This is a genomic window from uncultured Alsobacter sp. (assembly GCF_945952055.1).
Lineage (GTDB): Bacteria > Pseudomonadota > Alphaproteobacteria > Rhizobiales > Beijerinckiaceae > Alsobacter.
In genome coordinates, this window is the sequence record NZ_CAMFHB010000015.1 from 63,796 (window position 1) to 89,206 (window position 25,411).

Annotated in this window: 23 protein-coding genes and 1 tRNA gene; 14 read left to right on the top strand and 10 right to left on the bottom strand. The window is 71.2% G+C overall.

Annotated elements, in window-relative coordinates:
- The first annotated feature begins 2 nt into the window (after nucleotides 1-2).
- Genes Q0Q47_RS13435 through Q0Q47_RS13455 form a run of 5 tightly spaced genes read left to right on the top strand, consistent with a single transcriptional unit; the run spans nucleotide 3 to nucleotide 6,368 of the window.
- Nucleotides 3-2,237: a methyl-accepting chemotaxis protein gene (locus tag Q0Q47_RS13435; RefSeq protein WP_293860314.1), complete on the top strand. Its 2,235-nt coding sequence runs from the start codon at nucleotides 3-5 to the stop codon at nucleotides 2,235-2,237.
- A 22-nt stretch (nucleotides 2,238-2,259) separates the two neighbouring features.
- Nucleotides 2,260-2,739, top strand: coding sequence for a chemotaxis protein CheW (locus tag Q0Q47_RS13440; protein WP_293860317.1), 480 nt, complete (start codon nucleotides 2,260-2,262; stop codon nucleotides 2,737-2,739).
- Complete coding sequence (locus Q0Q47_RS13445) at nucleotides 2,739-3,599, top strand: CheR family methyltransferase (protein WP_293860320.1); 861 nt, start codon at nucleotides 2,739-2,741, stop codon at nucleotides 3,597-3,599. The genes Q0Q47_RS13440 and Q0Q47_RS13445 overlap by 1 nt, the downstream gene beginning before the upstream one ends.
- Nucleotides 3,596-4,696, top strand: a complete 1,101-nt coding sequence (locus tag Q0Q47_RS13450) for a chemotaxis response regulator protein-glutamate methylesterase (RefSeq protein WP_293860323.1) — start codon at nucleotides 3,596-3,598, stop codon at nucleotides 4,694-4,696. The genes Q0Q47_RS13445 and Q0Q47_RS13450 overlap by 4 nt, the downstream gene beginning before the upstream one ends.
- Nucleotides 4,697-4,709: 13 nt before the next feature.
- Nucleotides 4,710-6,368 carry a methyl-accepting chemotaxis protein gene (locus Q0Q47_RS13455; RefSeq protein WP_293860326.1) on the top strand — a complete coding sequence of 553 codons (1,659 nt, stop codon included), beginning with the start codon at nucleotides 4,710-4,712 and terminating at the stop codon, nucleotides 6,366-6,368.
- A gap of 18 nt (nucleotides 6,369-6,386) precedes the next feature.
- On the opposite strand, the gene Q0Q47_RS13460 is transcribed toward Q0Q47_RS13455, so the two are convergent.
- Together Q0Q47_RS13460 and Q0Q47_RS13465 are read right to left on the bottom strand one after the other, a co-directional pair.
- Entirely contained in the window at nucleotides 6,387-7,712 is a 1,326-nt protein-coding gene (locus Q0Q47_RS13460) for an NAD(P)/FAD-dependent oxidoreductase (protein ID WP_293860329.1), read from the bottom strand.
- A 217-nt stretch (nucleotides 7,713-7,929) separates the two neighbouring features.
- Nucleotides 7,930-9,954, bottom strand: a complete 2,025-nt coding sequence (locus tag Q0Q47_RS13465) for a methyl-accepting chemotaxis protein (protein ID WP_293860332.1) — start codon at nucleotides 9,952-9,954, stop codon at nucleotides 7,930-7,932.
- 645 nt (nucleotides 9,955-10,599) lie between these two features.
- On the opposite strand from Q0Q47_RS13465, the gene Q0Q47_RS13470 reads away from it, so the two are divergent.
- Nucleotides 10,600-10,845: a PilZ domain-containing protein gene (locus Q0Q47_RS13470; protein WP_293860449.1), complete on the top strand. Its 246-nt coding sequence runs from the start codon at nucleotides 10,600-10,602 to the stop codon at nucleotides 10,843-10,845.
- 77 nt (nucleotides 10,846-10,922) lie between these two features.
- Nucleotides 10,923-11,564, top strand: coding sequence for a DedA family protein (locus tag Q0Q47_RS13475; protein WP_293860335.1), 642 nt, complete (start codon nucleotides 10,923-10,925; stop codon nucleotides 11,562-11,564).
- 21 nt (nucleotides 11,565-11,585) lie between these two features.
- On the opposite strand, the gene Q0Q47_RS13480 is transcribed toward Q0Q47_RS13475, so the two are convergent.
- Nucleotides 11,586-12,047 (bottom strand): DUF411 domain-containing protein, encoded by a 462-nt coding sequence (locus Q0Q47_RS13480; protein WP_293860338.1) that lies wholly within the window; start codon nucleotides 12,045-12,047, stop codon nucleotides 11,586-11,588.
- A 370-nt stretch (nucleotides 12,048-12,417) separates the two neighbouring features.
- Between Q0Q47_RS13480 and Q0Q47_RS13485 the strand changes: the two genes are divergently transcribed.
- Nucleotides 12,418-12,849 carry a hypothetical protein gene (locus tag Q0Q47_RS13485; RefSeq protein WP_293860341.1) on the top strand — a complete coding sequence of 144 codons (432 nt, stop codon included), beginning with the start codon at nucleotides 12,418-12,420 and terminating at the stop codon, nucleotides 12,847-12,849.
- Between the two features lie 304 nt (nucleotides 12,850-13,153).
- The gene (locus tag Q0Q47_RS13490) at nucleotides 13,154-14,308 is read left to right on the top strand and encodes a TadE/TadG family type IV pilus assembly protein (protein WP_293860344.1); all 1,155 of its coding nucleotides are present in this window, start codon (nucleotides 13,154-13,156) and stop codon (nucleotides 14,306-14,308) included.
- A 58-nt stretch (nucleotides 14,309-14,366) separates the two neighbouring features.
- Here the strand turns inward: Q0Q47_RS13490 and Q0Q47_RS13495 are convergent.
- Nucleotides 14,367-14,442, bottom strand: a tRNA-Thr gene (locus tag Q0Q47_RS13495).
- Between the two features lie 260 nt (nucleotides 14,443-14,702).
- Between Q0Q47_RS13495 and Q0Q47_RS13500 the strand changes: the two genes are divergently transcribed.
- Both Q0Q47_RS13500 and Q0Q47_RS13505 read left to right on the top strand, forming a co-directional pair.
- Complete coding sequence (locus Q0Q47_RS13500; RefSeq protein ID WP_293860347.1) at nucleotides 14,703-15,377, top strand: L,D-transpeptidase; 675 nt, start codon at nucleotides 14,703-14,705, stop codon at nucleotides 15,375-15,377.
- Nucleotides 15,378-15,486: 109 nt separating this feature from the next.
- Nucleotides 15,487-15,975 (top strand): OmpA family protein, encoded by a 489-nt coding sequence (locus Q0Q47_RS13505; RefSeq protein ID WP_293860350.1) that lies wholly within the window; start codon nucleotides 15,487-15,489, stop codon nucleotides 15,973-15,975.
- 160 nt (nucleotides 15,976-16,135) lie between these two features.
- Here Q0Q47_RS13505 and Q0Q47_RS13510 read toward each other — a convergent pair whose 3' ends face one another.
- The 4 genes from Q0Q47_RS13510 to hemC form a co-directional block, all read right to left on the bottom strand.
- The gene (locus Q0Q47_RS13510; protein ID WP_293860353.1) at nucleotides 16,136-17,854 is read right to left on the bottom strand and encodes a heme biosynthesis HemY N-terminal domain-containing protein; all 1,719 of its coding nucleotides are present in this window, start codon (nucleotides 17,852-17,854) and stop codon (nucleotides 16,136-16,138) included.
- On the bottom strand, nucleotides 17,851-19,188 hold the full coding sequence (locus Q0Q47_RS13515; RefSeq protein ID WP_293860356.1) for a hypothetical protein: 1,338 nt from the start codon (nucleotides 19,186-19,188) through the stop codon (nucleotides 17,851-17,853). Before Q0Q47_RS13515 ends, Q0Q47_RS13510 begins: the two co-directional genes overlap by 4 nt.
- Before the next feature lie 105 nt (nucleotides 19,189-19,293).
- On the bottom strand, nucleotides 19,294-19,998 hold the full coding sequence (locus tag Q0Q47_RS13520) for a uroporphyrinogen-III synthase (protein ID WP_293860359.1): 705 nt from the start codon (nucleotides 19,996-19,998) through the stop codon (nucleotides 19,294-19,296).
- A 13-nt stretch (nucleotides 19,999-20,011) separates the two neighbouring features.
- Nucleotides 20,012-20,938: a hydroxymethylbilane synthase gene (hemC, locus tag Q0Q47_RS13525; protein ID WP_293860362.1), complete on the bottom strand. Its 927-nt coding sequence runs from the start codon at nucleotides 20,936-20,938 to the stop codon at nucleotides 20,012-20,014.
- A gap of 117 nt (nucleotides 20,939-21,055) precedes the next feature.
- On the opposite strand from hemC, the gene tsaD reads away from it, so the two are divergent.
- The 3 genes from tsaD to Q0Q47_RS13540 all read left to right on the top strand — a co-directional run bounded on the left by tsaD (nucleotide 21,056) and on the right by Q0Q47_RS13540 (nucleotide 23,584).
- Nucleotides 21,056-22,108: a tRNA (adenosine(37)-N6)-threonylcarbamoyltransferase complex transferase subunit TsaD gene (gene tsaD / locus Q0Q47_RS13530; protein WP_293860365.1), complete on the top strand. Its 1,053-nt coding sequence runs from the start codon at nucleotides 21,056-21,058 to the stop codon at nucleotides 22,106-22,108.
- On the top strand, nucleotides 22,105-23,094 hold the full coding sequence (locus Q0Q47_RS13535) for an NAD(P)H-dependent glycerol-3-phosphate dehydrogenase (RefSeq protein WP_293860368.1): 990 nt from the start codon (nucleotides 22,105-22,107) through the stop codon (nucleotides 23,092-23,094). The genes tsaD and Q0Q47_RS13535 overlap by 4 nt, the downstream gene beginning before the upstream one ends.
- Before the next feature lie 73 nt (nucleotides 23,095-23,167).
- Entirely contained in the window at nucleotides 23,168-23,584 is a 417-nt protein-coding gene (locus Q0Q47_RS13540) for an EVE domain-containing protein (RefSeq protein ID WP_293860371.1), read from the top strand.
- A gap of 4 nt (nucleotides 23,585-23,588) precedes the next feature.
- On the opposite strand, the gene Q0Q47_RS13545 is transcribed toward Q0Q47_RS13540, so the two are convergent.
- The gene (locus tag Q0Q47_RS13545) at nucleotides 23,589-24,551 is read right to left on the bottom strand and encodes a threonine/serine dehydratase (RefSeq protein WP_293860374.1); all 963 of its coding nucleotides are present in this window, start codon (nucleotides 24,549-24,551) and stop codon (nucleotides 23,589-23,591) included.
- A 69-nt stretch (nucleotides 24,552-24,620) separates the two neighbouring features.
- Nucleotides 24,621-25,343 carry a DUF429 domain-containing protein gene (locus Q0Q47_RS13550; protein WP_293860377.1) on the bottom strand — a complete coding sequence of 241 codons (723 nt, stop codon included), beginning with the start codon at nucleotides 25,341-25,343 and terminating at the stop codon, nucleotides 24,621-24,623.
- Nucleotides 25,344-25,411: the final 68 nt, after the last annotated feature.

The window sequence follows — 25,411 nt, forward strand, 5'->3', positions numbered from 1 at the left end:
CCATGCGTTTCACGATCCGCGCCAAGATGGGGCTCGCGTTCGCCACCATCATCGGCCTGTCCGCCGCCGGCCTCGGGGTCGGCTATTTCAAGATGTCGGGGATCAACGACAGCCTCGATTTCGCCGTGCGCAGCGTGGCCAAGCGCATGGAGGTGGCAGGTGACCTGCGCGCCGACATGCTGGAGGACCTGCGGGCCGAAAAGAACCTCCTGCTCTCCGCCACCGAGGCCGAGATGGAGAAGTCCTACGCGACGATCCAGGAGAAGCGCGCTCACGTCGAGAAGTACCGCGAGACGCTCGCAGACCTCGCGACGACCGAGGAAGGCAAGAAGATCGTCAGCGACTTCAAGGTGACGTATCGCAAGCACGCCGACCTGCAGGACCGCATCTACCAGCTCGCCAAGGCGAACTCCGGCCGCCGGGCCGAGGCGATCGTCTCGGCGGAGGGCAAGTCGGCCCTCGAGGCCCTGAGCCACGCCAGCACGGGCGCGTCCGCCTCGCTGACCGGCGCCAAGGCCCCCACCCTGGACGCCACGACCGCCCTGCTGGACGGAGCCCAGGAGGCCATGATCGACCTGCAGTCGCTGGCCGGCGCGAGTTCGTCCGCCCAGCTCGACGAGCGCGTCAAGAACACGGCCGATGAGCTCGGCCGCCTGCGCCAGGCGCGCGAGTCGCTCGTCGCGACCGCCCAGCGCACCGACGCCAGCGCCGAGATCGCCCCCGTGCTCAAGGCCCTGGATGCCTGGACGGCGGTGGCCGACCGGGCTCTCGCGATCGCGGGCGAAGGCGGCACGGTCAAGGCCCTCGAACTGTCCAACGGCGAAGGCCGCGCCATCGTCGCCGAGCTCAGCACGGCCATCGAGCGCTACATGGCGCTCATGGACAAGGTCATGACGCAGACCGAGCAGGATGGCGCGTCCCAGTTCCACTTCGCGCAGGTCGTCATGGGCACGGCGCTCGGCGTCATGCTGCTGGTCAGCCTGGGTATGGCGCTGTGGCTGTCCATGCTCGTCAACCGCGGCATCGGCCAGTCGGTCGATCTGGCCCGTGCCATCGCCAAGGGTGACCTGTCCCAGCGCATGACCACGCACAACGACGACGAGTTCGCCGACCTGGCGGGCGCCATGAACACCATGTGCGACGGCCTGCAGGAGACGGCGGAGATCGCCGGGCGGATCGCTTCCGGCGACCTGACCGTGCAGCCCAAGCCCAAGTCCGAGGTGGATTCGCTCGGCATCGCCCTCGAGCAGATGGTCGACCGCCTGCGCGCCGTCGTCTCCGACGTGATCAGCGCGGTCCGCAACGTGTCGGGCGGCAGCCAGGAGCTGGCCTCCAGCGCCGAGCAGCTGTCGCAGGGCGCCACCGAGCAGGCCTCGTCGACCGAGGAGGCCTCCGCCTCCATGGAAGAGATGGCGGCCAACGTGAAGCAGAACGCCGACAACGCCAGCCAGACCGAGAAGATCGCCCACCAGTCGGCCAAGGATGCCGAGGCCAGCGGCGTGGCCGTCGGCACCGCCGTTCAGGCCGTGCAGACGATCGCCGAGAAGATCACCATCGTGCAGGAGATCGCCCGCCAGACGGACCTCCTCGCGCTCAACGCGGCGGTCGAGGCGGCCCGTGCCGGCGAGCACGGCAAGGGCTTCGCCGTGGTCGCCTCGGAGGTGCGCAAGCTCGCCGAGCGCAGCCAGGCGGCCGCCGCCGAGATCGGTACCCTGTCGTCCGACACGGTGAAGGCGGCGCGCGAGGCCGGCTCCATGCTGGCCAAGCTGGTGCCGGACATTCGCCGCACCGCCGATCTCGTGGGCGAGATCACCGCGGCCTGCCGCGAGCAGGACATCGGCGCGGGCCAGATCAACCAGGCCCTGCAGCAGCTCGACAAGGTCACCCAGCAGAACGCCGCCGCCTCCGAGGAAGTCTCGGCCACGTCGGAGGAGCTCTCGGCCCAGGCGGACCAGCTGACGCAGACCATCGCGTTCTTCCGCGTCGACGAAGGGCAGGGCACCGTGCAGGCGTCCATGCCCGTCGCCAGCACACCGGTGCACGCCCTGCGCGACCGCATCGAGACCTCGGGCCTCCAGGCCCCCGTGTCGGGCAAGGGTCGCCGCAAGGCGCCCGAAGCCGCCAAGCCGGCTCCGCGCCGCGAGCCCAAGCGGGCCCGGGCCGTGGCCAATGGCGGCTTCACCTACGATCTCGGCGCGTCTGAGGATGCCGAAGACGCCGAGTTCAAGCGGTCCTGACGCCAACAGCGGAAAGCGCGCCATGGCAACGTCTGCCCAATACGTCACCCTCGCCGTCGACGACGACCTCCTCGCCGTCCCGGTGGAGAGCGTCCAGGAAATCCTGCAGATGAGCCGCATCGCGCGGTTGCCGAACGCGCCGGCGGCGATGCTGGGGATGATCGACGTCCGCGGCCAGGGCTACCCCGTGGTCGACCTGAGGGTCCGCCTCGGGCTCGCCCCCGCCCCCGAGAGCCACGCCACGCGGATCATCCTGCTCAATGCCGGATCCTCCGGGCTCGACACGGGCGTCGGCCTCATGGCCGAGCGCGTGTACGAGGTCGCCGAACTGGACGAGGCCCGGCTCGAGCCGCCGCCCACGGCCATCGGCGTGGGCCCGACCTTGTGCCTGGCCGGTGTCGGCCGGCGCCAGGGACGGCTCGTGATGGTGCTCGACCTCGCCCGCCTCCTGTCGGGCACGTCGGTCGCCGTTCCCGCATCGGGTTCGCAGCAGGCAGCGTGATGGCGACGACTCGTGACGCTCTGAGCGAGGCGCAGTTCCGCCGCCTCGTCGACCTGATCCAGGGCAAGGTCGGAATTCGCCTGCCTCCGATGAAGCGCGTGATGGTGGAGGCCCGGCTGCGCCGCCGGGTCCGCGCCCTCGACCTTCCCGACCTCGCCTCCTATGGCGAGCAGGTCATCGAGGGCACGCTGTCGGGCGAGGAGCTCGTGCACCTCATCGACTGCGTGACGACCAACAAGACCGACTTCTTCCGGGAGCCCGCGCACTTCGACGTGCTGCGCGACACCATCGTCCCGCAGGCCCTCGCCAGCCAGCCGCGGGGCGGTCAGCTGAAGGTCTGGAGCGCCGCGTGCTCCACCGGGGCCGAGCCCTACACCATCGCGATGGTGCTGGACGACATGGCGTCGCGCACGCCGTTCCGTTTCCAGGTCATGGGGACGGACATCTCGACCCAGGTCCTGGCCCAGGCGCGGCGCGCGATCTACCCCGCCGACATGGCGAACGCGATCCCGCAGGCCCTGCGGCGCCGCTACGTGATGAGCGCGCGCGACCCCGCCGCCGGCGACGTCCGCATCGTCCCGGAGCTGCGCCGGATGGTCGGGTTCGGGCGCGTCAACCTGATGGACGCGCAGTACCCGGTGGATCGCGACATGGACGTGATCTTCTGCCGCAACGTCCTGATCTATTTCGACCGTCAGACCCAGCGCCAGGTGCTCGATCGGCTGATCTCGCACCTGCGGCCGGGCGGATGGCTGCTCATCGGCCATTCCGAATCCATGGCCTGCCACGACAACGGCGGCGTGAGGCAGATCATGCCGACCGTGTACCAGACAGACAAAGCGAGGGCTCGCGCAGCATGACCGGCAAAGCTCCGATTCGCGTCCTCATCGTCGACGACTCGGCCGCCGTGCGCCAGACCCTGGAGTCGGTCCTGTCCGACGCGCCCGACATCCGGGTGATGGCGACCGCCTCCGATCCGTTCGTGGCGGTGAAGCGCATCCAGGACGAGATGCCCGACGTCATCATCCTCGACATCGAGATGCCGCGCATGGACGGCCTGACCTTCCTGCGCAAGATCATGGCGCAGAAGCCGATCCCGGTGATCATCTGCTCGACGCTGACGGAGGAGGGCTCGCAGACCCTGCTGGAGGCGCTCGAGGCGGGGGCCGTCGACGTCCTGCCCAAGCCGCGCATCGACACCAAGCAGTTCCTGCAGGAGTCGCGCACGCGCATCTGCGACGCGGTGCGGGCCGCCGCCGTGGCCCGCCTGCGCACCGCCCGGCCGCCGATGCGCCAGGTGGAGAAGAAGCTCACCGCCGACGTCATGATGCCGGCGCCGATGGCCACCAGGGCCATGTCGCAGACCACCGAGAAGGTGATCTGCGTCGGGGCGTCCACGGGCGGAACCGAGTCGCTGCGCGAGGTGCTGGAGGCGCTGCCCTTCGACAGCCCGGCGATCGTCATCGTCCAGCACATGCCCGAGCGCTTCACCGCGGCCTTCGCCAAGCGGCTCGACGGCCTGTGCAAGGTCGACGTCAAGGAGGCCGAGGACGGCGACGCCGTCTATCCCGGCCGCGTCCTGATCGCCCCGGGGAACCGGCACACCCTGCTCACGCGCAGCGGCGCGCGCTACCACGTCACCGTCAAGGACGGCCCGCTGGTGTCGCGGCACCGCCCCTCGGTGGACGTCCTGTTCCGCTCGGCCGCGCAGTACGCCGGCGGCAACGCGGTCGGCATCCTCATGACGGGGATGGGGGACGACGGCGCCCGCGGGCTGCTCGAGATGCGCAAGGCCGGCGCCTACACGATCGCCCAGGACGAGGAGACCAGCGTGGTCTTCGGCATGCCGAAGGAGGCGATCCAGCGCGGCGCGGCCATGCGCGTGCTGCCGCTCCACGCCATCGCGGCCGAGATCCTGCGCCACCGCAGCCACGCCTCCGCCAGCATTGCATCCTGAACGGAGCCCGGCCATGTCCCTGTCCCACTCCGGAGCACACACGATGCAGGATCACGCCGCCGTCCCCACCGGACCGCTGGCCGGCGGGATCGAAGCGGCGCGCGGCGACGTTCGCCGGGCGGCGTCGCGCATCGAGGACACGTTCCTGGTCGCCGGCGAAGCGCTCGGCAATGCCCTCACCGTGATCGACGGCGCCGTCGCGGCGATCGACGCGATCCCGAGGACGCTGGCGGATGGCGACATGCGCCAGGCCGGCCGGGCGCTCCAGCAGCTCGCGGACGATCTCACGGCGGTCGTCGAGGCGCTCCCCCGCGAGCGCCAGGCGCTCGCCGACATCGCCGAGCGGCTGGAAGCGCTGCGCGCGCCGCTGGAGCGGCTGGTCACCAGCATCCGCACCATCGCCATCCTGGCCCGCAGCGCCCGTGTCGAAACCGCCTATCTGAGCTCGAACCAGCTCAACTTCACCGAGTTCGCGGCCGAGATCCTGACACTTGCCGACGAGGCCCGCGAAGGCATCAACGTCTTCGTCCGCGACTTCAACGTGCTGTCGCGCCTGCTCACCTCCGCGCGCGAGGCCCAGGCCGTCTTCGACACCACGCGGCGCGACCAGATTTCGGCGGGCGTCGCCGCGCTGCAGTCGGCCTTCCACGCGATCGAGGAGCGCCAGGGCGAGGCGGTCCAGGTGTCGCGCCAGCTCGCGGAGCGCTCGCAGCGCATCGCCGGCATGGTCGGCGACTGCATCATGTCGCTGCAGGCCGGCGACAGCACGCGCCAGCGCCTCGAGCATGTCGACACGGCCCTGGCCGAAGCCCTCTCCGCCGACGGGCCGGAAGAGGAGCTCAAGGGTGCCTGCCTCCTGCAGGCCGCGCAGCTCACCGACGCGATCGACGAGTTCTCGCAGGCGACGGGCCAGATCACGTCCGGGCTCGCCGGCCTCGCGCACGAGACCGACGGCGTCATCGACCTGGGCGGAACCCTGGCCGGCCGCCGCGGCCATGGCACGAACGCCGAGCAGGACCTGCGCGAACAGCTGCGCCAGCGCCTGTCCGTCGCCGCCACGCTGATCCACGAATGCGAGGGGGCCCGGTCCTCCGTCGACGGGGTGATGGCCTCCCTGACCGGCACCCTCCAGACGTTCCGGACCGGCCTGGGCGCGCTGCAGGGCATCAGCCGCTCGATCACCACCGTGGGCCTCAACGCGGCCATCAAGTCGTTCCGCATCGGCACGGACGGCCGTGGCCTGGCGGTGATCTCCCAGGACCTGCGGACCTATGCCGAGCAGATCGTGGACGACACCCGCGGACTGATCTCCGTCTTCGAGGAGGTGATCGCGGCAGCCGACACGATCGACCGCGGCCGGCACGGCAACGACACCGGCCGGATGAGCGGCGCGGATGCCGGCATCGCCGGGATCATGCGGACGATCGAGGCGAGCGACACCCAGATCGCCGAGGCCTTCGAGCAGATGGCGCGTTCGGCGGGTCAGATCGGCGGTTTCGTGCGCCGGGCCGAGGATGCTCTGGTGGATCTCGCCGCCGACATGGCGCGCGCGGGATCGGCTGCGGCGGGGCTCGCCCGGATCGGCGAGGGCGGCCGGCTCGCCCGACCCGGCGAGGATCGCTACACCATGAAGCGCGAGCGTGAGATCCAAGAGCGTCTGATGCGGGCGTGAGGCCCGCAGGCGCAGGCATCAGCGCAGCAGCGCCTGCAGCTTCTCGACGGCGGCGACGCCGGCGAGGCTCGCGCCTCCGACGGTCATCGCGGCGCCCACGGCCTCGCCCGCACCGCCCGTCGCCTCGCCGGCGAAGAACAGGCGGTCGCCGACCGGCTCGGCGAGCCGCTCACGGGCACCGGCCTGTCCGGGCAGGCACACGGAGTAGGAGCCGAGCGTCCAGGGATCGGCACTCCAGCCCGCCATGCGGCCCGCCCCGATGGCGCCGCGGGCCTTCGGGCCCACCAGCGACACGAGGAGATCCTTGGTTTCCGCCAGCGCGGCCGCCTCGCCCATGCCGACGAGCTGCCGCGCCTCGTCGCCGCCCAGCGTCGCGACGACCAGCGGCCGATCGAACGGCCAGAGCTCGAAGTCGATGCCGCCCCGCCGAGTGTCGATGAGATCGCCGGCCTCGGGCCAGTCCCGCCTGTTGCCGTCGAGCGCGAAGGCGACCTTGGTGAGCGCGCCCATGCGCAGCCCGCCGATGGCGTCCTGCGTGGTCGCGGGCAGGCTCGGCGAGAACACGATGCCACCGGCCGCCAGGACGCCCACCGACACGGTGACGATCGCTGCGCGCGCCCGCAGCGTCCCGCGCGACGTCTCCACCGTGACGCCGTCGCTCCAGTCGATGCGCCGGACGACCGTGTCGCGCTGGACGGGGATCTCCTGGCCGAACCGTTCGACCAGTCGCCCCAGCCCGTCGGGCACGAGGTAGTCGTCGCCGCTCCAAAGCCGCGCGTAGTCGCGCACGGAGACCTGCCCCGGCTCCTCGCCGAGCGACATCCGCGCGATGCGCCTTGCGGGCTCGATCAGGTCGCCACCCAGCGATCCCGCGAAATCCGCCATCGAGACGTCCGGTGTCTCGGGTGTCAGGCTGTCCAGCGCCTGGATCAGGCGGCCGAAGCCGGACCGGGCGTTGCGCCTCGCGGTGTCTGGAACCCGCACGCCATTGTCGTAGAGCTGGAACCCGGTGCCGCGATCGTCGCTGAGCCGGAAGCCGAACTGCGACGCGATGCCGAACCAGGGATTGCGGTCGGCGAAATGCACGTAGGCGGCCCCCGCGTCGAACGGCTGGCCGGCGACCGTGTCGGTGAAGGCCCTGCCTCCCACCCGTCCGCTGGCCTCGACGACGACGAAACGACGGCCCAGCGACGCGAGAGCCCGCGCGGCCGCGAGGCCGGCCGCTCCGGCTCCGACGACGATGCAGTCGAGCCTGTCGTCGGCGGCCCTGGCCACGAGCGGTGCGGCGAGGCTGCCGGCGGCCAGCGCGAGCAAGCGCCGGCGTGAAAGGAGGGACGTCGTCAAGGTGGGCTTGTCTCCCGGGAATCGCCGATGGCGGTCGGCCCCGCAGTGAGAACACCCGGAATGCGTCGAAGTCAGGTCGCTTTCGGCGACCTTGCACAATCGTGATCGCCCGGCCTCAGCGCCCGCCGCGCGGCCCAGACGCAGAGGCCGCCGGGGATCGCCCGGCGGCCTGTCCATTCCCCGCCCCGGGGCCGGGCGATCCAGCGATCGTGCCGGCTCAGAACTCGTCCCAGTCCTGCCCGACGGCCTTCTTGGCGGGGGACTTCGCCGCCGGCTTGGCGGCGGCGAAGGCGGTCGCGGCGAGGGCCTGGAGGCGGCCCGGTTCGGAGGCCGCGCGGGCCACCGGCCGCCGCGCGCCGCTGACGGTGAACTGCGAGACGATCTCGTTCAGGGTGCCGATCTGCGTGGCGAGCGACGTCGCCGAGGCGGAGCTCTGCTCGGCCAGCGCCGCGTTCTGCTGGGTCATGCCATCCATGTGGCTGATGGCCTGGCTCATCTCGTCGATGCCGTTGGCCTGCTCGGCCGTGGCCTCCGAGATCTCGTTGACCGTCTTGGCGACGCGCTCCGAGGCATCGACGATGCGCCCCAGCGTTCCGCCGGCCTCGCGCACCAGGGTCACCCCCTGGCTCACCTCCTGCGTCGACTTGGCGATCAGCCCGCCGATGTCCTTGGCCGCCTCCGAGGAGCGCTGCGCCAGGGTGCGGACCTCCGCGGCGACGACCGCGAAGCCCTTGCCGGCATCGCCCGCCCGGGCCGCCTCGACCGCCGCGTTGAGGGCCAGGAGGTTGGTCTGGAACGCGATCTCCTCGATCACGGAGGTGATCTCCGAGATCTTCGACGAGGCCTGCTCGATGCGCGTCATGGCCTCCACGGCGCGGCTCACGGTGTCGCCGCCTTCCTGGGCAACCGTCCGCGCCTCGTCGGCATGACCCACGGCCTGCCGGGAGGCCGTCGCGGTCGACTTCACCGAGGCGGCCAGCTGCTCGGTGGTTGCGGCGGTCTCCTCCAGCGAGGACGCCTGCTGCTCCGTGCGGCGGGCGAGGTCGTTGGAGCCGCTGTTGATCTCGTTGGAGGCGTTGGCGGCGTCGATCGCCGTCTGCTGGATGGTCGTGACGATGGAGGACAGCTTGCTCACCGTTTCGTTCACGGCCTCGCTCAGCTCGCCGAGCCGGCCCTGGTAGCTGGTGCGGATCGAACGGGTGAGATCGCCGGCCGCGACGCTGCCCAGGACGTCGCCGAGTTCCGCGGTGGCCTGGTCGACGACGGTGTTGATGCGGTTGATGCCGTCGACGAGCTCGCGCAGCTCGGCCTGCGTCGCGTTGGCCTCGACCCGGGAGCTGAAGTCGCCCGCGGCGGCGCGCTGCACCACGCGACCGACCTCCGCGACGATGACGGACATGGCCTCGGCGCGCTCGGCCTTGTCGGCGGCGGCCCGGCGTTCCTCCTCCTCGAGGGCCTTCACGCGCTCCGCATTGTCCTTGAAGACCTGCACGGCGGCGGCCATGGCGCCCACCTCGTCCTGGTTTTCCCGGTAGGGGACCGCGACGCGCAGATCGCCGGAGGCGAGGCTCTGCATCGCGCCCGTGATGTCGCGCAGCGGGTTCACGACCCGGCGGATGACGACGGCACCGGCGACGGCGCCGGCCAGGAGCCCGAAGGCGAGAAGCACCGCCTCGATCACGGTGCCGCGCGTCGCGGTGTCCTCACCGGCCGCGGCGGACCGGACCGAACCGCGGTTGTTGAAGTCGACGTCGGCCTGGATGGCGGCGGCATAGGCCTCGAAGAGCGGCGTCACCACCTCGATGAACTCGCGACTGGCGGCGGCGGTATCGATGCCGCGGGCCATGGCGCGAGCCTTGGCATCGGCGGCGAGATAGGCGCTCCAGGCGTTGCGGGCCTTGCCCCACAGGGCCTGTTCCTCGGGCCCGGTCATCGTGGGTTCGTAGCTGGCGGCGGCCTTCTCGATCCCGGCGCGAAGCTCGGCGGAGCGCTCCTCCGCCTTGGCGCGGACGGCAGGATCCTGGCTGAGGAGATAGCGCGCCGTCTGCATGCGGTACTGCGAGGCATTGTACCGGATGTCGGAGAGGTCCCGGATGGCCGGCAACCAATTGGTGGTCGTGTCGCGCAGTTCGACGAGCAGCGCCCGCTGATTGTAGAGCGCGGCACTGCCCATCAAGGCGACGGCGCCCACCAGGAAGAGGACCGCCGAAAGCAGGAGGGTACGCAGGGACAAGGATGACATGACGGAACCTGGATGATCGGGTCGAAGCGATCGGGGGAGGACGGCGGCGGGGGCGAGGTGGGCCCGGCTGGGGCGGCCGAGGCCATGACCAAAATCCTATGACGTTGCACAATGGATAGGCATGTCGCCTATATTCCGTCCACCGGGATCGCCCTCCGTCCCTAAGGAACGATGAACGTATTCATTGATCGATCAGACGACGAAACCGCTTCTATTCTGACGACGACATTGTAAAGCGGGAAGAAACAGTCAGGGCCGAACGTCAAGCTGCGAGCAAAACCCATCCGTTATCATCCGGATGCGATTGTCATATGCATCGACACGCACGTCGAGTGCCTTTCCAACCGACAGCACGCCGCCGATCGCCGATCAGGGCGCGTCGGATCCGCGTGAATCAAACAGATCCTTGATAGTTGAAGTCATTCGCACAGGATGATGTCTTCATAGACGGTCAAGCCGGCCTGGCGTCCTGGAACTCGTCCACTGTCAAGACTAGAGCGGGCAGCCTGAAGATCTAGCGCCGGTTGCGTTACACGGAGAGCAGATCGCCGAATTTGAATAGGTGAGCAGGAATACTCAGCCTCGACGAGAAGAGATGATTTACATTTGAGTGGCATGACCGGACCGCACAGTGTCAGGTCGGGAATGCATAGTTTTCACAAGCGCCGTCATCCGCGCCGCGCCGTTGGCAGCAAGGGGTGCGTCTATGCCGGAAAGGACGCAATTCCCTGCGTGATCGTCGACATGTCGCATCAGGGCGCGCGGCTTCAGCTCGCCGTGAACCACGCCTTGCCGCGTCGGTTCTCGCTCCTGGTCTCCGCCGCCGAACCGCTGCTGGAATGCGAACTCGTCTGGCAGAATGAGGCCACGGCGGGCCTGCGCATCATCTGAAGCCGGCCAGCACGGCTTCGCACGACCCGGCGCGGCCGGACCCTGGATTTGCGTGCGGCGCGCGCTAGGCTGCGGTGATGACCCTGTCCGAACAGCTCCCCCACCTGATCCAGACCTATGGCTACTGGCTGATCGCCGGCATCGTTCTCCTGGAAAGCATGGGCGTGCCCCTGCCGGGCGAGGCGGTGCTGATCACCGCCAGCGTCTATGCCGGCACCACCCACGACCTCGACATCGGGCTGGTGATCGCGGCGACCGTGGCCGGCGCGGTGATCGGAGACAACATCGGCTACACGGTCGGCGACAAACTGGGATACCGCCTTCTCCTGTCCGTCGCGCCACGTCTGGGAATCACCGAGCGCAAGATCAAGCTCGGGCAATACCTGTTCCGCCTGCACGGCGGGAAGGTGGTGTTCTTCGGCCGGTTCGTGGCCATCCTGCGCGTTCTCGCGGCCTTCCTGGCGGGCGTGAACCGGATGCCCTGGCACCGCTTCTTCCTGGCTAATTTCGCCGGTGCCGCGGTGTGGGCCACGACCTTCGGGCTCGCCGCCTACACCGTCGGAAACACCATCCACCAGGTCGCGGGCCCCATCGGCGCCGTGGTGCTCGTGGTGGCGGCGGTGGCCCTGGTCGCGGCGGGTGTCCTGCTGCGCCGCCGGGAGGCGGAGTTGGAGGAACGCGCCGTCCAGGCCCTGCCGGGCCCCCTCGAGCGGCCCTGAGGCGGGATCAACGACGCAGGATCAGAGACGCTCGGTCCCGCGATAGCGGGCATAGATGCCCTGGCCCGCCCCGAACAGGACCACCGCGTAGGTCTCCGGCGCCGAGCCGGAGATCTCCATGCCGGGCGAGCCGATCGGCATGCCGGGGACGGCAAGGCCCAGCGCGTGCGGGCGTTCCGCCAGGAGGCGGATGATCTCGGGTGCCGGGACGTGGCCCTCGATGACGTAGCCCTCGATGTCGGCAGTGTGGCAACCGGCCAGGGCCAGCGGAATCCTGCGGCGCGCGCGGATGGCCCGCAGATCGGACGTCTCCTTGATCGTCACCGAGAATCCCGCGTCGCGGACGTGATGCGACCACTCGAGACAGCAGTCGCAATCCGGATCCTTGTGGATCAGCATCGTCGGGCGGCTCTGGGCGCGCGCCGGCGCGGCGAGAAGCCCTGCTCCGAGCGCGGCCAGGACATGGCGCCGGCTGAACGTCATCGGGGTTCTCCGTCGCAGGTCGATCGTCGACACGCTGCATCATTGACTCGGCCGGGGGGCCGCTGTCGAGAGTGCGGGCGTCCGCGGGACGGCCCATCTCTCCGTCAGGCCACAACCGGGAAGCGGACCCTGGGCCGCGGTCGAAGGGTGCCCGCCGGCGGCCCAAAGGACTGACGCCGCACGAAAAAGCGGAGCTCGAGCGGGATGCGACGGGATGTCGCAGATGGACCACGATTAGCCATGGCCCTCGCAGGGGCACGAGTCGCGCGGAGTCGTCCTTGCGCTTTTCGGACGTTCCTCTTGCGAAGGGCCGGAGCCGACGGCCGGGAGGCCCGTTCACCAATGGTCAAGCTTCAGGTCTTGTTAGGAAGTGACGACTACTCACATTGAGTATTGCTGCATTCATGTACTCACCGTCGCCATAGTCCAAGCATTCTGCATCGTCGTCGATGACCGGCGCTCCGCAAGGAACGCCAAAGTGGAGACCGGTTGTTCCATAGAACAACCGGTCTCTCGTGAGATCTTTGCAATGTCTGTTTTTGACGCTCGACGTGTCTCCCCCGCGCCGTCCAGCTGCGAAATCGCCGTTTCGGTGCAATGGTGCGAAGACCTCATCGCGCTGGGGCTGGTCCCCGCGTGCAACGCCGTGCTTCTGGCCCAGGCGCGAGCGGCCCTCGCCGCCGGGGACGCCATCGCGGCCGACGGCCTCCTCATGCTCATCGTGACGTCGGAACCGGCGCCGGAGCCTTGGCCCTTTCGCCCCGCCGCGATGCCCGAAGACAGCGCCGCGCCCGGCCCCTGACCGTTCCGCCATGCTCGAGCGTCCGGTCTCTTGGCCGAAGCAACCATGAGCTGAACGGCAAGACGAAATTCCGTCGCGAAGCTTGAACACTGCCGGAGTACTGCCGGGAGCGCAGCGACGGGCGAGTTATCCTTTATGCTGTATTTTCGAGATTGCGCTCGCGGACGGAGATCGTTGTCGGATTTGTTATCGACTCCGGGCTAAACAGGTCAGAACGCGTGAAATGCCAGTGTCCATGGCCATGTCCAGGCTTCGAACTGCTTTGCTGTCCTTGTTGGCCGACGCTGGCGGGGGCTTCCAGACGATGGCAGGCATCGCGTTGCCGGTTCTGGCGCTCGCGATCGCGGGTGGGGTGGAGTTCAGCGACGTCGCGCGAACCCGCGGGAAGCTGCAGGCGATTGCCGACAGCACCGCGCTGAACGGCGCCCGCCAATACAGCGTCGACCCATCGGCCGCGACCCTGGCCAGGATCACGGCCTGGGCCGACAGCCTGAGCGCGCCGCTGAAGAGCCAGTGGGCGGTCGGGACCACGGTCAGCGCGGACAAGACCGCCGGCAGCGTCACGGTCGCCCTGTCCGCCCAGCGATCGTCCTATTTCGGTCGCCTGATGCCATCGGGCCTTCTCTCCACCAGCGTGACGGCCACCGGCGTCAACGCGGCGACCTATCCCCTGTGCGCCCTCGCGACCCAGCCGGGCGGCAACGCACTCGGCCTGATCGGCACGTCCCGTCTCACCGCGCAGGATTGCCTCGTCCAGAGCAACGGCGACCTGTCCGTCGTGGGCGCCTCGAGCATCCGGGCCGGGGCCGCGAGGGCGGCCGGGCGGGCGTCGGGGGACATCGCGCCGACGGCCGTCATGGACGCGCCGGAAATCCGCGACCCCTTCGCCGCCCTGCCGATCGACGTTCCGGCCGCATGCTCCGACACCACGGTCCAGCTTGGCACCGGCACCCGAACGCTCAATCCCGGCGTGCATTGCGGAGCGATCCAGGTCACTGGCTCGGGGACGATCATCCTCAATCCCGGCGAGCACTACTTCGTGGGTCCCGCCTTCAGCGTCGCGGGCACCGTCACCATTCAGGGCAGTGACGTGGTCATGATCCTCAAGGGGCAGCCCGGAGCGTCCCTGAGCGGCAATGTGACCCTTTCGATCGAGGCGAGGAAATCCGGCCCCTTCGCCGGCTTCGCCCTGGTCACCGACCGCAGCTTCCAGGGCACGCTGACGATCTCGACCACCAACGCCAAGAAGATCCTCGGCACCATCTACCTGCCCAATGCCGAGCTCGCCGTCTCCGGTTCCGGGAACCGTATCGCGGATCAATCCCCCTGGACCATCGTGGTGGCCCACCGGCTCACGGCGACCGGGTCGCCCACGCTGTTCATCAACTCCGCCTACGCCTCCAGCGACACCCCGGTTCCCACCGGCGTGGGCCCGGGCGCCGTTCGGCTGCAGAACTGACGCGGGCGGCACTGCGTCGGACGCGGGAAGCGGGAACCGATGGGAGCTGCGCGAGAAGTGGTGCCGCAAGAGGGATTCGAACCCCCGACCCCCTCATTACGAATGAGGTGCTCTACCAGCTGAGCTATTGCGGCGCAGGGCGGGTGCGGCGGAGCCGCGCGGCCTGACGGGCGCTCTCTTAGCGACATCCGCCCCGGAAAGCAAGGCGCGGCGCGCGGCGGGACGGACCGGAGGCGCAGCGAGTCCGACCCAGTTTGATACATTCGGGATCGTGAACTGCGCAACCGCTGCCTGCAGGCTGTTTCCCGTTCATTTACCACTTGAGGAGTCCCGCCTGAGTCTGCACTCTCGGCCAGCTGATGCTGTGCGTAGGCGTGAACCGGGGCAAGGCCACATGACAATCGACCGCAGGGCGTTTCTGGGAGGACTGGCGGGTCTGGGTGCGGGAGGGCTGGCCGCGACGTCGGCACGGGCCGTCACCGAGGAGGAGTACTTCGTCGGGCTCACGCCGGACAACGGGTTCTCCTTCCGCAAGACCAACATGGCGTTGGTCCCCAAGGAGTTCCGCCGGCAGCTCGTGAAGTACAAGCACAAGGAACCGCCGGGCACGATCGTCGTCGATACGGCCAACCACTTCCTCTACGTGACCTTCGAGAACAACACGGCCCTGCGCTACGGCGTGGGCGTGGGCAAGACCGAAGGGTTCCAGTGGTTCGGCCGGGCGCAGATCATGCGCAAGGCCGTGTGGCCGCAGTGGGTGCCGCCGCCCGAGATGCTGCAGCGCCGCCCGGAGCTGCCGCGTTTCATGGCCGGCGGACCCGACAATCCGCTCGGCCCGCGCGCCATGTATCTCTACCGGGACGGCCGGGACCTGGGTTACCGGATCCACGGGACCGTCGAGCCGTGGAGCATCGGCGACGACGTGTCGTCGGGCTGCATCCGGCTGCTGCCGGAGGACATCGTCGACCTCTTCCAGCGCAGCCCGGTGGGCACCAAGGTTCTGGTGCTCAAGCACCTCGGCGCGCCGGTGGAAGATCGCAAGCAGGGCGAGACCAGCGCCGACAGCTGAGCGCGATCGCGTCGAGACAAGGGCGGCGCGCCCCGCGCGCCGCCAACGTCGCCCCCGTGCCCCGGGGGTGGACGCCGAGGGGGCCAGGGGCTGGGCAGGGGAGAGTAGCGTGCGTGAATTCCGTTCCGTGATGGTCGCGCTGGCGGCCGGCATCGCATTGGCCGGGTGCGTTTCCACCGAGAGGTCCGCCGACGTGACGAACGCCCCGGTGGGCGCCGGCGTCAACGTGCAGGGTGGCAGCGCCGAGGACTTCATCGTCAATGTCGGCCGGCGCATCTTCTTCAGCGAAAACTCCGACGACCTGGACGACACCGCCCGCGGGACGCTCGACAAGCAGGCCGAGTTCCTCAAGGCCTACCCGCGCTACAAGGTGAAGATCGAAGGCTACGCCGACGAGAAGGGCACGGCGGACTTCAACATGAAGCTCGGCCTCCGCCGCGCCGAGTCGGCGCGCAACTACCTGATCCTCCAGGGCATCCAGCCGACCCGCATGCGGGTGAAGTCGCTGGGCAACACCGTCAAGGTGAACAACTGCGAGGACATTTCCTGCTGGTCGCAGAACCGCCGCGTCATCACCAAGCTGGAAGGCGATTCCTAAGCCTTTGGCGGCTGTCTCCAGACCGCACCTGAGCCACGGCCCGCCGGGGCGTGAGGCGGCGGACACGCACGTGCCGCCGCTGCACCAGCCTGCATCCCCGGCTCGGCCGCGTTAGGGCCGGCCCGGGATGCGGGAGTGGGGGATCGGCTGACGATCCCGGCTATTGCAGGAACCTGCGTCCCGTGCCCTCGGCGTGATCCGGGCCGGGGACGTCGGGCGGCGTCGGCAGCGGGAAGACGACCGGCGCGGGACCCGGCTTGCGAGGCTTCACCTCGACCGGCTCGACGGCCGCGGCGGCGACCGGGGCCGGTGCCTTGGCGAGCTCGCGCGGCGCATCGACAGTCTCGGGAGCCTCGGCCTTGACCGGCGGCGGCGGCGCGGGCGCGGGATCCGCGGCGACGACCTGCACCGGCTCCACCGGCTTTGCGTCCGGCTCGGGCTCCGGCGCGGGAGCCGGCTCGGCCACCGCCTCGATCACGGGCCTCGGCTCCTCCGTGAGCACCGCAGCCGGCGGTTCGTCGGCGTCCGCGATCACGGTCTCGGTCGGCGGCAGCGGCACCGGCCGGCGACGCGGCGCGGCCTCGCCGTCTGCGCCCTGGGACAGTTGCTCCACCGGCGTGCCCCACACGAAGGCGTCCAGGCGTCCGGTCACGGGCGACACCGGCGACCAGCTGTCGGCGATGACGCCGTCGGCGATCCAGGCCGGATCGCGCGGGGCACGTGACGCCCGCGCCAGCCACTCGCGGATGGCGCCGGAGTCGGCATTCTCCTCCTCCGCGATGTCGGCCATCAGCAGGCAGACCCGCACGGGAGGCCGGCCTTCCAGCAGGGGCGCCAGCACGGTGCGCGCCCGTCCGAATTCGCGGGCCGAATAGGCGGCGTTGGCCACGGCGATGCGCGCCTCGGGCTCCCGGGGCGTCAGCGAGAGCAGGCGCTCCGCGCGCGCCAGGCGGTCGCGCGCCGAGTCGCCGGGTCGCACCGCGACGTAGGCTTCGGCGAGATCGGGATGAGCGGACTTGGGCCAGGCGGCCTCGACGACCTTGGAGGCCTTGCGCATCTCGCCGCGCCGGGCGAGCAGGCGCGCCAGCGCCGCCACCGCGGGTACGAGCGTGGGCGCGAGCTTGACCGCCTCCTGCAGGCGGCCCAGGGCCAGGTCGCCTTCCTTCTCCGAGCGGGAGAGGGCATCCGCCGTCAGCAGCACGGCGCGCTGCCGGCGCACCGCGGCCTTGTCGAGCCCCTTGGCGCCGCGATCCAGCGTCGCCAGCGCGCCCATCCAGTCCGTCTCCGCGCACTGGTACTCCAGCAGCGCCTCGCCGGCCCACGCGACCGACGGCGCGAGCCGTGCGGCCTCCGCGGCATAGGCCCGGGCCGCCGCATCGTCGCCCTTGCGGCGCGCCTCGACGAAAAGTCCGCGCAGGCCGAGAACCTTGGTCTCGGGCTCATCCAGCATGCGCCGGAAGGCACCCTCCGCGCCCGGCCGGTCGCCGGCCATCTGCGAGGCCTGCGCCTTCAGGAGCAGCGTCAGCGGCTCCTCGCCCAGAAGTTTCGCCGCATCGTCGGCATAGCGCTTGGCCGAGCGGGGATCGCCCGCGCCCACCGCCACCATGCCGCGCGACACGGCCGAGAAGCCCTTCGCCCGGCGGCGCGCCCGCGCGGCGAAGCCGATCGACGACGGCAGCCGCAGCAGGAAGCGCAGGAGACCGAGCACGATCATCACGCCCAGCGCGAGGGCGACGACGAGGCCCACGCCCGCCGTGAGCGAGGTTTCGATGGTGCGCCCATCGATGGTCAGAACGATGTCGCCCTGCCGTTCGACCAGCCAGGCGCCGGCAAAGGCGAGCGCCACCACCAGCGCGAGAAACACGAGGACGCGGATCATCGCGCGGGCACTCCGGTTGAGGCGGTGGCGGCGATCACCTGATCGACCGCGGCAGCCACGAGGCTGTCGGCCGCCTGCCCGGCGGCGATGCGCGCCGCGAGCCGATCGGCAAAGGACTGGACGGCGGGACGGTAGGCCGCGGGCAGCGCGGCCAGCGCCGCCTGGGCGGCGGCGAGATCGCCGCGCCGCAGCGCGGCCTCGGTCCGGGCACCGATGGCGGCGGGATCGTCCCCGGCCACGTTGCCGACGGGGCGAACCTTGACGATCCGCCCGGCCCAGGCGGTGAGCCGGTCGGCCCATCCGGCACTGGGCGGGGGCTCGGGCACGGCGGCGAGCTTCACGGCCAGCGGCGCGAAGGCCGAGGCGAGGGTCGCCGGCGTCGGTGCGCCCTCGGCCGCGAGCGGCTTCAGCTTGGCGACCGCGTCGGGCTGCAGGCCGGACGCCTCCAGCGCCGCGATCTCGCGGGCATAGGGCGTTCCCCGGCCCACGGCGTCGCGCACCAGCATCGCCACGGCGAGGGCGGCACTCTCCCGGCCGGCCACGACGACCGGCGGAAGCTGCACGGGCGCAGGCGCCGCGGCGCCCTCTCCCTCGGCGGGCCTTGCGGCCAGTTGCGCCACGGCCCTGTCGAGCCGATCGAGGCGCTGGGTCAGCGGCGAGAGGTCGGAAGGCGCCAGGGCCGGCCGGCGCGAGAGGCTGTCGATGTCGGTGCGCAGCGCCTGGGCGGCGCTTTCGGCCGTCGCCACGCGCTTGTCGAGGGCGTCGACCGTGCGCCGCGTCGCCTTGTCGCCCACCGCGCCCTCGAGCGAGGTCAGGCGGTCGGGCGCATCGGCGAGGGGGCCGACGAAGGCCAGCAGCAGGACGATCGCCGCACCGCCGACGAGACCGCCGCCAAAGCCCAGCGCCATCGGCAAGCCGCGCTGCGGACGGGGCTGGCGGACCGGGGCGGCAACAGGCGGCAAGGGTTCAGCCACCGCTTCGACAACCGGCTCGACGACCGGTTCGACGACGGGCTCCACCGGCGGCTCCACCACGGGATCCGGCTGCGGCTCGGCGGAGACGCGGGACTCACCAGCGGCCTCCGCAGGAGTGGAGGCATCCGGGGTCGCGGGCGCGGGTTCGGTGGCTGAGGCCTCCACCACGGCAGCCTCAGGCGCGGCCTCGGCCGGGGGCGTGATCGCGGGATCGGTCGCCGGCGCGTCGGCCGCGACGTCCTGGGCAGGGGTGGTGTCGGCGATTCGCTCGGCCTTCAGGTCGATCGTCGCGGGTTCGCGCTCCGGCCGCCGTCCCTTTCGCCCCCTGTCCGCATCGCGGGAGCTGTTGTCGTCCGCCATCGGGCCTCGCTCTCCAGTTGCGGCACTGCCGGCTGCGCCGCAGTGCCGGATGTCGTTATACCCCGCCGGCCGCCCGGCGGCATCTATCCCATCGATGAGGACGCGTCAGCCCCGGTCCGCCAGCAGCGCCAGGAGGGCGTCCTCCTCAGGCCGTTCGGCGACGCGAAGCACGCGCACTCCCGCCCGCCGCAGCGGCTCGGCCACGTCGGGGGACAGGGCGAGATGTCGCCCGCCAAGCAAGGCGTCTTCAAGGCCGCCGGCACGCACGCCGGCCAGCCATGCCTCGGCACTGGCCCGCGAATAATGCAGAACGGCGTCCGGCGTTCGATTCGCGAGAGACCGGGCCAGCCGATCCGGGGGAACGGCCCGCGCATCGTAGGTCTCGACCGGGGTCACGGCAATTCCGGCCGCGGCCAGCGCCTGCTCCAGATCGGGCTTGCGGAGCACGCCGGCGAGGTAGAGCACGCGTGCCCCCCGCGGCAGTGTCGAAGCCACCTCCGCGGCGAGCGCCGTCGCGTTGCCCGCGGCGGGGGTGATGTGCGCGAACCCGGCCGTCGCCGCCGCCTTGGCCGTGGCCTTGCCGACGGCGATCACGGGGGTCGCCGCCCATGCCGCCGCGATCGGGTCCGGCCGGCCGGCCAGGCCGTTGGCGCTGGTGAGGACGATGGCGTCGAAGGAGCCCGGCGGCCAGTGGCGGCCGGTCGGCGCCACCTCCATGACGGGAACCTCGACGGCCTCGTGGCCGAGGTCGCGAAGGCGCGCGGCGGTGCGCGGACCTCCGGGCGGCGGGCGGGTCACGAGGATCCGCACCGCGGCGGCCTCCTCAGTGCGCGAGGATGTCGGCGGGCGCGCGGGCGAGCACGTCGCGGCCGGCGTCCTCCCCGAGGCGCGCGGCGTCCGCCGCGGAGCCGCTGCGCGACGCCTCGTAGGCCTCGGTGCCATCGACACGCAGGATGAGGCCGCGGAACCGCACCGCATTGCCCTCGACGACGGCGTGGCCGGCGATGGGCGTGCGACAGGACCCGTCGAGCACGGTGAGGAAGGCCCGCTCGGCGGCCAGCGCCACGCCCGCGTCGCGGTCGCAGATCGCCGCGATCGCGTCGAGGGTGGTGGCGTCGCCCGAGCGGGCGGTGACGGCCACGGCGCCCTGGCCCACCGCGGGCGGGAAGGCGTCGAGATCGAGGATCGACGTGGCTCGGTCCGCGAGCCCGAGCCGCTTCAGGCCGGCGAGCGCCAGCAGCGTGGCGTCGAAATCGCCCTCGGCGATGCGGCGCAGGCGCGTCTCGACGTTGCCGCGCAGGAGCTCGGTCTTCACGTCGGGGCGCATGCGCCGGATCAGCGCCTGGCGGCGCAGGCTCGCGCTGCCGACCACGGCGCCGGGGCGCAGGGCCTCGAGGGTGGGCGCCGTGCCGCCGATCACCGCGTCGCGCACGTCCTCGCGCGGGAGATAGCCGACGATGGAGATGCCGTCGGGGAAGGCGGTGGGCATGTCCTTGGCGGAATGCACGGCGAGATCGACGCTGCCGTCGAGCAGCGCCACGTCGATTTCCTTCGTGAACAGGCCCTTGCCGCCGGCCTGGGCCAGCGCGCGATCCTGGATCATGTCGCCGGAGGTCTTGATGACGACGATCTCGACCGCATCGGCGGACAACCCGTGCGCGGCGATCAGGCGGGCCTGAACCTCCCGCGCCTGCCACAATGCCAGTGGGCTGCCCCGTGTCCCGATTCGCAGCCGTAGTGTGCCTGCCACGCCCATCTCCCCCGTTCGGGCGGCGTTCCCTTCGCGCCCGCGCCGGACTATAGGTCGTCACATCGGCCGGCGAAAGCGTGCGGGCAGGGGCCGCCCCGCACCCCGGAGGGGATGGGCATGCGCGTACTGGGCATCGAGACGACCTGCGACGAGACCGCGGCGGCGGTGGTGTCCGTGGCGCCCGACGGCCGCCCGGAGATCCTCTCCAACGAGGTCCTGAGCCAGATCGAGGACCACGCGCCCTATGGCGGCGTCGTCCCCGAAATCGCCGCCCGCGCCCATGTCGAAGTCGTCGACGGGCTCGTGAAGCGCGCCCTCGAGCGGGCCGGCACCACGCTCGACCAGTGCGACGCGGTGGCGGCTGCCGCCGGTCCTGGCCTGATCGGCGGCGTCATCGTCGGCCTCACGACGGCCAAGGCCCTGGCCATGGTGGCCAGGAAGCCGTTCATCGCCGTCAACCACCTGGAGGCGCACGCCCTGTCGCCCCGCCTGACCGATGGCATCGGCTTTCCCTACCTGCTGCTGCTCGCCTCCGGCGGCCACACGCAGCTCGTCGCGGTGAAGGGCGTCGGCGACTATGTCCGCCTGGGCACCACCATCGACGACGCCATCGGCGAGGCTTTCGACAAGACCGCCAAGATGCTCGGGCTGCCCTATCCGGGCGGGCCGCAGGTCGAGCAGGAGGCCGAGCGCGGCGATCCCGAGCGCTTTGCCCTCCCGCGCCCGCTCGCCGGCCGCCCGGCCCCCGACTTTTCCCTGTCCGGCCTCAAGACCGCCGTGCGCCTCGAGGCGGAGCGCATCGCGCCGCTGACCTCCAAGGACGTCGCGGACCTGTGCGCCGGCTTCCAGGCCGCCGTGGTCGACGTCGTCGTCGACCGGACCCGGGTGGCGCTGCGGCTGTTCCGCGAAACGGCCGGGCACCCGCAGGCGCTGGTGGTCGCGGGCGGCGTCGCCGCCAACCAGACGATCCGACGCGCCCTGCAGCGGCTCGCCTCGGAGGCGGGACTGCGGCTGGCGGCCCCGCCGCCGGCCCTGTGCACGGACAACGGCGCGATGATCGCCTGGGCCGGGCTGGAGCGCCTGCGGATGGGGGCCAGCGACGACCTCGCCACCTCGCCTCGCGCCCGCTGGCCGCTGGATCCCAACGCCGTCGCCACGGCGCGCGCATGAGCTTCGACACGATCGGCGTTATCGGCGCGGGCGCCTGGGGCACGGCGCTCGCCAATGCCGCCGCGCGCGCCGGCCGCACCGTGAAGCTGTGGACCCGCGATCCCGAGCACGCCGCCGCCATGGCGGCCGCCCGCGAGAACGCCACCCGGCTCCCCGGCGTCCCCCTTCTGCCGGGCGTCACGCCCACGTCCTCGCTGCGGGAGGCTTGCGACGCGCGGGCGCTGCTCCTCACGGTGCCCGCCCAGGCGCTGCGCGGCGTGGCCGAAGCCCTGGCGATGGTGGTGAAGCAGGGCCTGCCGGCCGTGGTCTGCGCCAAGGGCATCGAAACCGCGACAGGGCACTTCATGAGCGAGGTCGTCGCCGACACCCTCCCCGGCCTGATGCCGGCGGTGCTGTCGGGCCCGAGCTTCGCCGAGGACGTCTCGCGCGGGCTGCCGACCGCCGTGGTGCTCGCGGCCCCGCTGGAGGCCGTCGCCGAGCAGCTGGCCCTGGCCCTCTCCTCGCCCGCCTTCCGCGTCTATCACGCCACGGACATGCGCGGCGTCGAGATCGGCGGCGCGTCGAAGAACGTGCTCGCCATCGCTGCCGGCATCGTCGCGGGACGCGCGCTCGGCGAGAGCGCCAAGGCGGCGCTGACGGCCCGCGGCTTCGCCGAACTGTCGCGCTTTGCCCGGGCCTGGCAGGCCAGGCCGGAGACCCTGATGGGGTTGTCGGGCCTGGGCGACCTCATCCTCACCTGCGGCTCGGCCAAGTCGCGCAACTTCGCCCACGGCTTCGACCTGGGGCGTGGCGTCGCACCGGCGCAGGCCGGCGGCGGCAAGCTCGCCGAGGGCGTCTACACCGCCCGCGCCCTGGTCGAGATGGCGCGGGCCCGCGGCGTCGCGATGCCGATCGCCGAGGCGGTGGACGCCGTCCTCGCCGGCCGCATCGACATCGACGCCGCCATCACCGCCTTGATGACGCGCCCGCTGAAGGCGGAAGACTGACGCTCGCACCCTCGACAAGCGCGGTCCGGCCCCTAAGCTCCAGCCCGAATCGCAACGATCCGGCGGAGGCTCCATGGCGCACTGGCTCTACAAATCCGAACCCGAGGTCTGGTCCTGGGAGCAGCAGGTCGAGGCCGGCGCCAAGGGCACCTATTGGAACGGCGTGCGCAACCACAGCGCCAAGCTCAACCTCATGGCCATGAAGAAGGGCGAGCAGGGCTTCTTCTACCACTCGAACGAGGGCAAGGAGATCGTCGGCATCGTCGAGGTGATCCGCGAGGCCTATCCCGACCACACCGCCGAGCAGGGCTCGCCCTGGGTCATGGTGGACCTCAAGGCGGTGAAGCCGCTGAAGCGCCCGGTGACGCTGGCGGAAGTGAAGGCGGACAAGCGGCTGGCGAAGATGTCGCTCGTCACCTCGATGCGCCTCTCCGTCCAGCCGGTGACGGACGAGGAATGGGCGATCATCCTCGACCTCGCCGGCCATTGAGCGCTCAGGCGAGGCTGGCGGGATCCACGTTGCCGCCGCACAGCAGCACGCCGACGCGTTCACCGCGCGCCGGCTTGTAGGCCCCGCTGGTCAGGGCCGCGAGCGCGGCGGCACCGCCGGGCTCGGACGCGATGCGCCATTGCCGCCACAGCCGCAGCTGCGCCTCCCGGATGGCGTCGTCGCCGACCAGCGTCACGCCGGAGACCTTGTCCTTCACGACGTCGAACACCAGCGACCCGACGCGGCGAGCCCCCAAACTGTCGGCGGCGATGGATTCGACCGGCACGTCGACGGGCTCGCCCGCGGCGAGCGCCGCGTGCAGGCAGCGCGACCCTTCCGGCTCGACGCCCACCACCTTCACCCTGCCGGCCCACCACGTCGCCACGCCGGAAATCAATCCGCCGCCGCCCACCGCCACGAGCACGGTGTCGAGGGCCGGCAGCCCCATGCGGGCCTGGTCCTCCTCCCACTCCTTCGCGACGGTGCCGGCACCGGCCATGGTCGGCGCCGTGTCGTAGGGATGCACGAGCATGGCCCCGCTCTCGGCCGCGTAGCGGTCGCAGGCCGCCTGCGCCTCGGCATAGCGCGCGCCGCCCACCACGGCCTCGGCTCCGTGGCTGCGGATGGCGGCGATCTTCACCGGCGAGGAGATCTCCGGCACGAAGATGCGCGCCCGATGGCCCAGCCGGCCGGCCGCCAGGGCAACGGCCGCGCCGTGGTTGCCGCCGGACGCGGCCGCGACGCCGGCCGCGGGCACCTCACGCGACAGCAGGTTGTTGAAGGCCCCGCGTCCCTTGAACGAGCCGGACTGCTGCAGGAACTCCAGCTTGAAGGTGACCGGAACCCCCGGAACGAGGTCGGCGTCGGCCTGGAGCAGGGGCGTGCGGCGCGCGTAGCCAGCGATGCGATCGTGGGCGGCGCTGATGGCGTCAGGGGTCGGCAGGGTGGGTGTGGGCGAGGTCGTCATGGGCGAGCGGTCTCTTCGACGGACGAGCGGCTTTTTAAGCACGCCGCGCCGGGGAGTGCACGCCCGCCGTCAGGCCCAGATCGCGACGGGCAGGCCGAAGGCATCGATGCCCGGCCTTTCGGGGAAACTGCGGGCCTCCCCGCGCAGGATCCGGCCGGCCGTCACCGAGCAGGCAACAGCGTCGAGGAGATCGTCCTCGCCCGCCCCACGCGGCGTCGGCATCGCGAGGAGCGCGGCGTCCACCCCGGCCTTCGCGAGCAGGCGGCGGCGCAGCGCCATCCCGTCGGGCCAGCACTTGCCCTTCACCTTCTTGGGCTCGGACAGCGCCATGCCATCGTTCAGCGTCATGAAGACGCCCTCGGGATGGCTCTCGAACACCCGGCCGCGCAGGTCGGCCCGCGCCAGCAGGAGCCCGTCGATCTCGCGGATCTTGGGAAACAGGAAGAAGGCCTGCTTGGACACCTTGCGCGGCGGGTCGGAGGTCGCCGCAGCCAGCGTGCAGGCCTCGCGATAGTCCATGGCATAGACCGCCGAACGCGAGGGCACGGAAAACACCGAGGACTGCCGCTCGCCGAGGTGTGGCCGCAGCGCCGTCTCGGGGCCGCGCCCGCCCGGGCCGATGCGGTCCGGCAACCCGATGGGCATGTCCACCGCGATCACGGCGGGCCCGGCCTCGATGAGATCGGCGAAGCGGGAGGTGACGACGACGCGTTCGGACCCGGCCACGGCCGTGTCCCGCAGCACGGCGATCCACCCGGCCGGACAGCCGTCCACGCCCGCCACCAGCGCCATGCATCCTCCCCCGGGCAACCGCTCCTATGTCCTTCTTTGTCATGATTGCACGGGGTGACCAAGGGTCT

Coding starts and splice junctions, on each gene's coding strand:
- Q0Q47_RS13435 (WP_293860314.1), top strand. CDS start 3: ATGCGTTTCACGATCCGCGCCAAGATGGGGCTCGCGTTCGCCACCATC.
- Q0Q47_RS13440 (WP_293860317.1), top strand. CDS start 2,260: ATGGCAACGTCTGCCCAATACGTCACCCTCGCCGTCGACGACGACCTC.
- Q0Q47_RS13445 (WP_293860320.1), top strand. CDS start 2,739: ATGGCGACGACTCGTGACGCTCTGAGCGAGGCGCAGTTCCGCCGCCTC.
- Q0Q47_RS13450 (WP_293860323.1), top strand. CDS start 3,596: ATGACCGGCAAAGCTCCGATTCGCGTCCTCATCGTCGACGACTCGGCC.
- Q0Q47_RS13455 (WP_293860326.1), top strand. CDS start 4,710: ATGTCCCTGTCCCACTCCGGAGCACACACGATGCAGGATCACGCCGCC.
- Q0Q47_RS13465 (WP_293860332.1), bottom strand. CDS start 9,954: ATGTCATCCTTGTCCCTGCGTACCCTCCTGCTTTCGGCGGTCCTCTTC.
- Q0Q47_RS13470 (WP_293860449.1), top strand. CDS start 10,600: ATGCATAGTTTTCACAAGCGCCGTCATCCGCGCCGCGCCGTTGGCAGC.
- Q0Q47_RS13475 (WP_293860335.1), top strand. CDS start 10,923: ATGACCCTGTCCGAACAGCTCCCCCACCTGATCCAGACCTATGGCTAC.
- Q0Q47_RS13480 (WP_293860338.1), bottom strand. CDS start 12,047: ATGACGTTCAGCCGGCGCCATGTCCTGGCCGCGCTCGGAGCAGGGCTT.
- Q0Q47_RS13490 (WP_293860344.1), top strand. CDS start 13,154: ATGGCAGGCATCGCGTTGCCGGTTCTGGCGCTCGCGATCGCGGGTGGG.
- Q0Q47_RS13500 (WP_293860347.1), top strand. CDS start 14,703: ATGACAATCGACCGCAGGGCGTTTCTGGGAGGACTGGCGGGTCTGGGT.
- Q0Q47_RS13510 (WP_293860353.1), bottom strand. CDS start 17,854: ATGATCCGCGTCCTCGTGTTTCTCGCGCTGGTGGTGGCGCTCGCCTTT.
- Q0Q47_RS13515 (WP_293860356.1), bottom strand. CDS start 19,188: ATGGCGGACGACAACAGCTCCCGCGATGCGGACAGGGGGCGAAAGGGA.
- tsaD (WP_293860365.1), top strand. CDS start 21,056: ATGCGCGTACTGGGCATCGAGACGACCTGCGACGAGACCGCGGCGGCG.
- Q0Q47_RS13535 (WP_293860368.1), top strand. CDS start 22,105: ATGAGCTTCGACACGATCGGCGTTATCGGCGCGGGCGCCTGGGGCACG.
- Q0Q47_RS13540 (WP_293860371.1), top strand. CDS start 23,168: ATGGCGCACTGGCTCTACAAATCCGAACCCGAGGTCTGGTCCTGGGAG.
- Q0Q47_RS13545 (WP_293860374.1), bottom strand. CDS start 24,551: ATGACGACCTCGCCCACACCCACCCTGCCGACCCCTGACGCCATCAGC.
- Q0Q47_RS13550 (WP_293860377.1), bottom strand. CDS start 25,343: ATGGCGCTGGTGGCGGGCGTGGACGGCTGTCCGGCCGGGTGGATCGCC.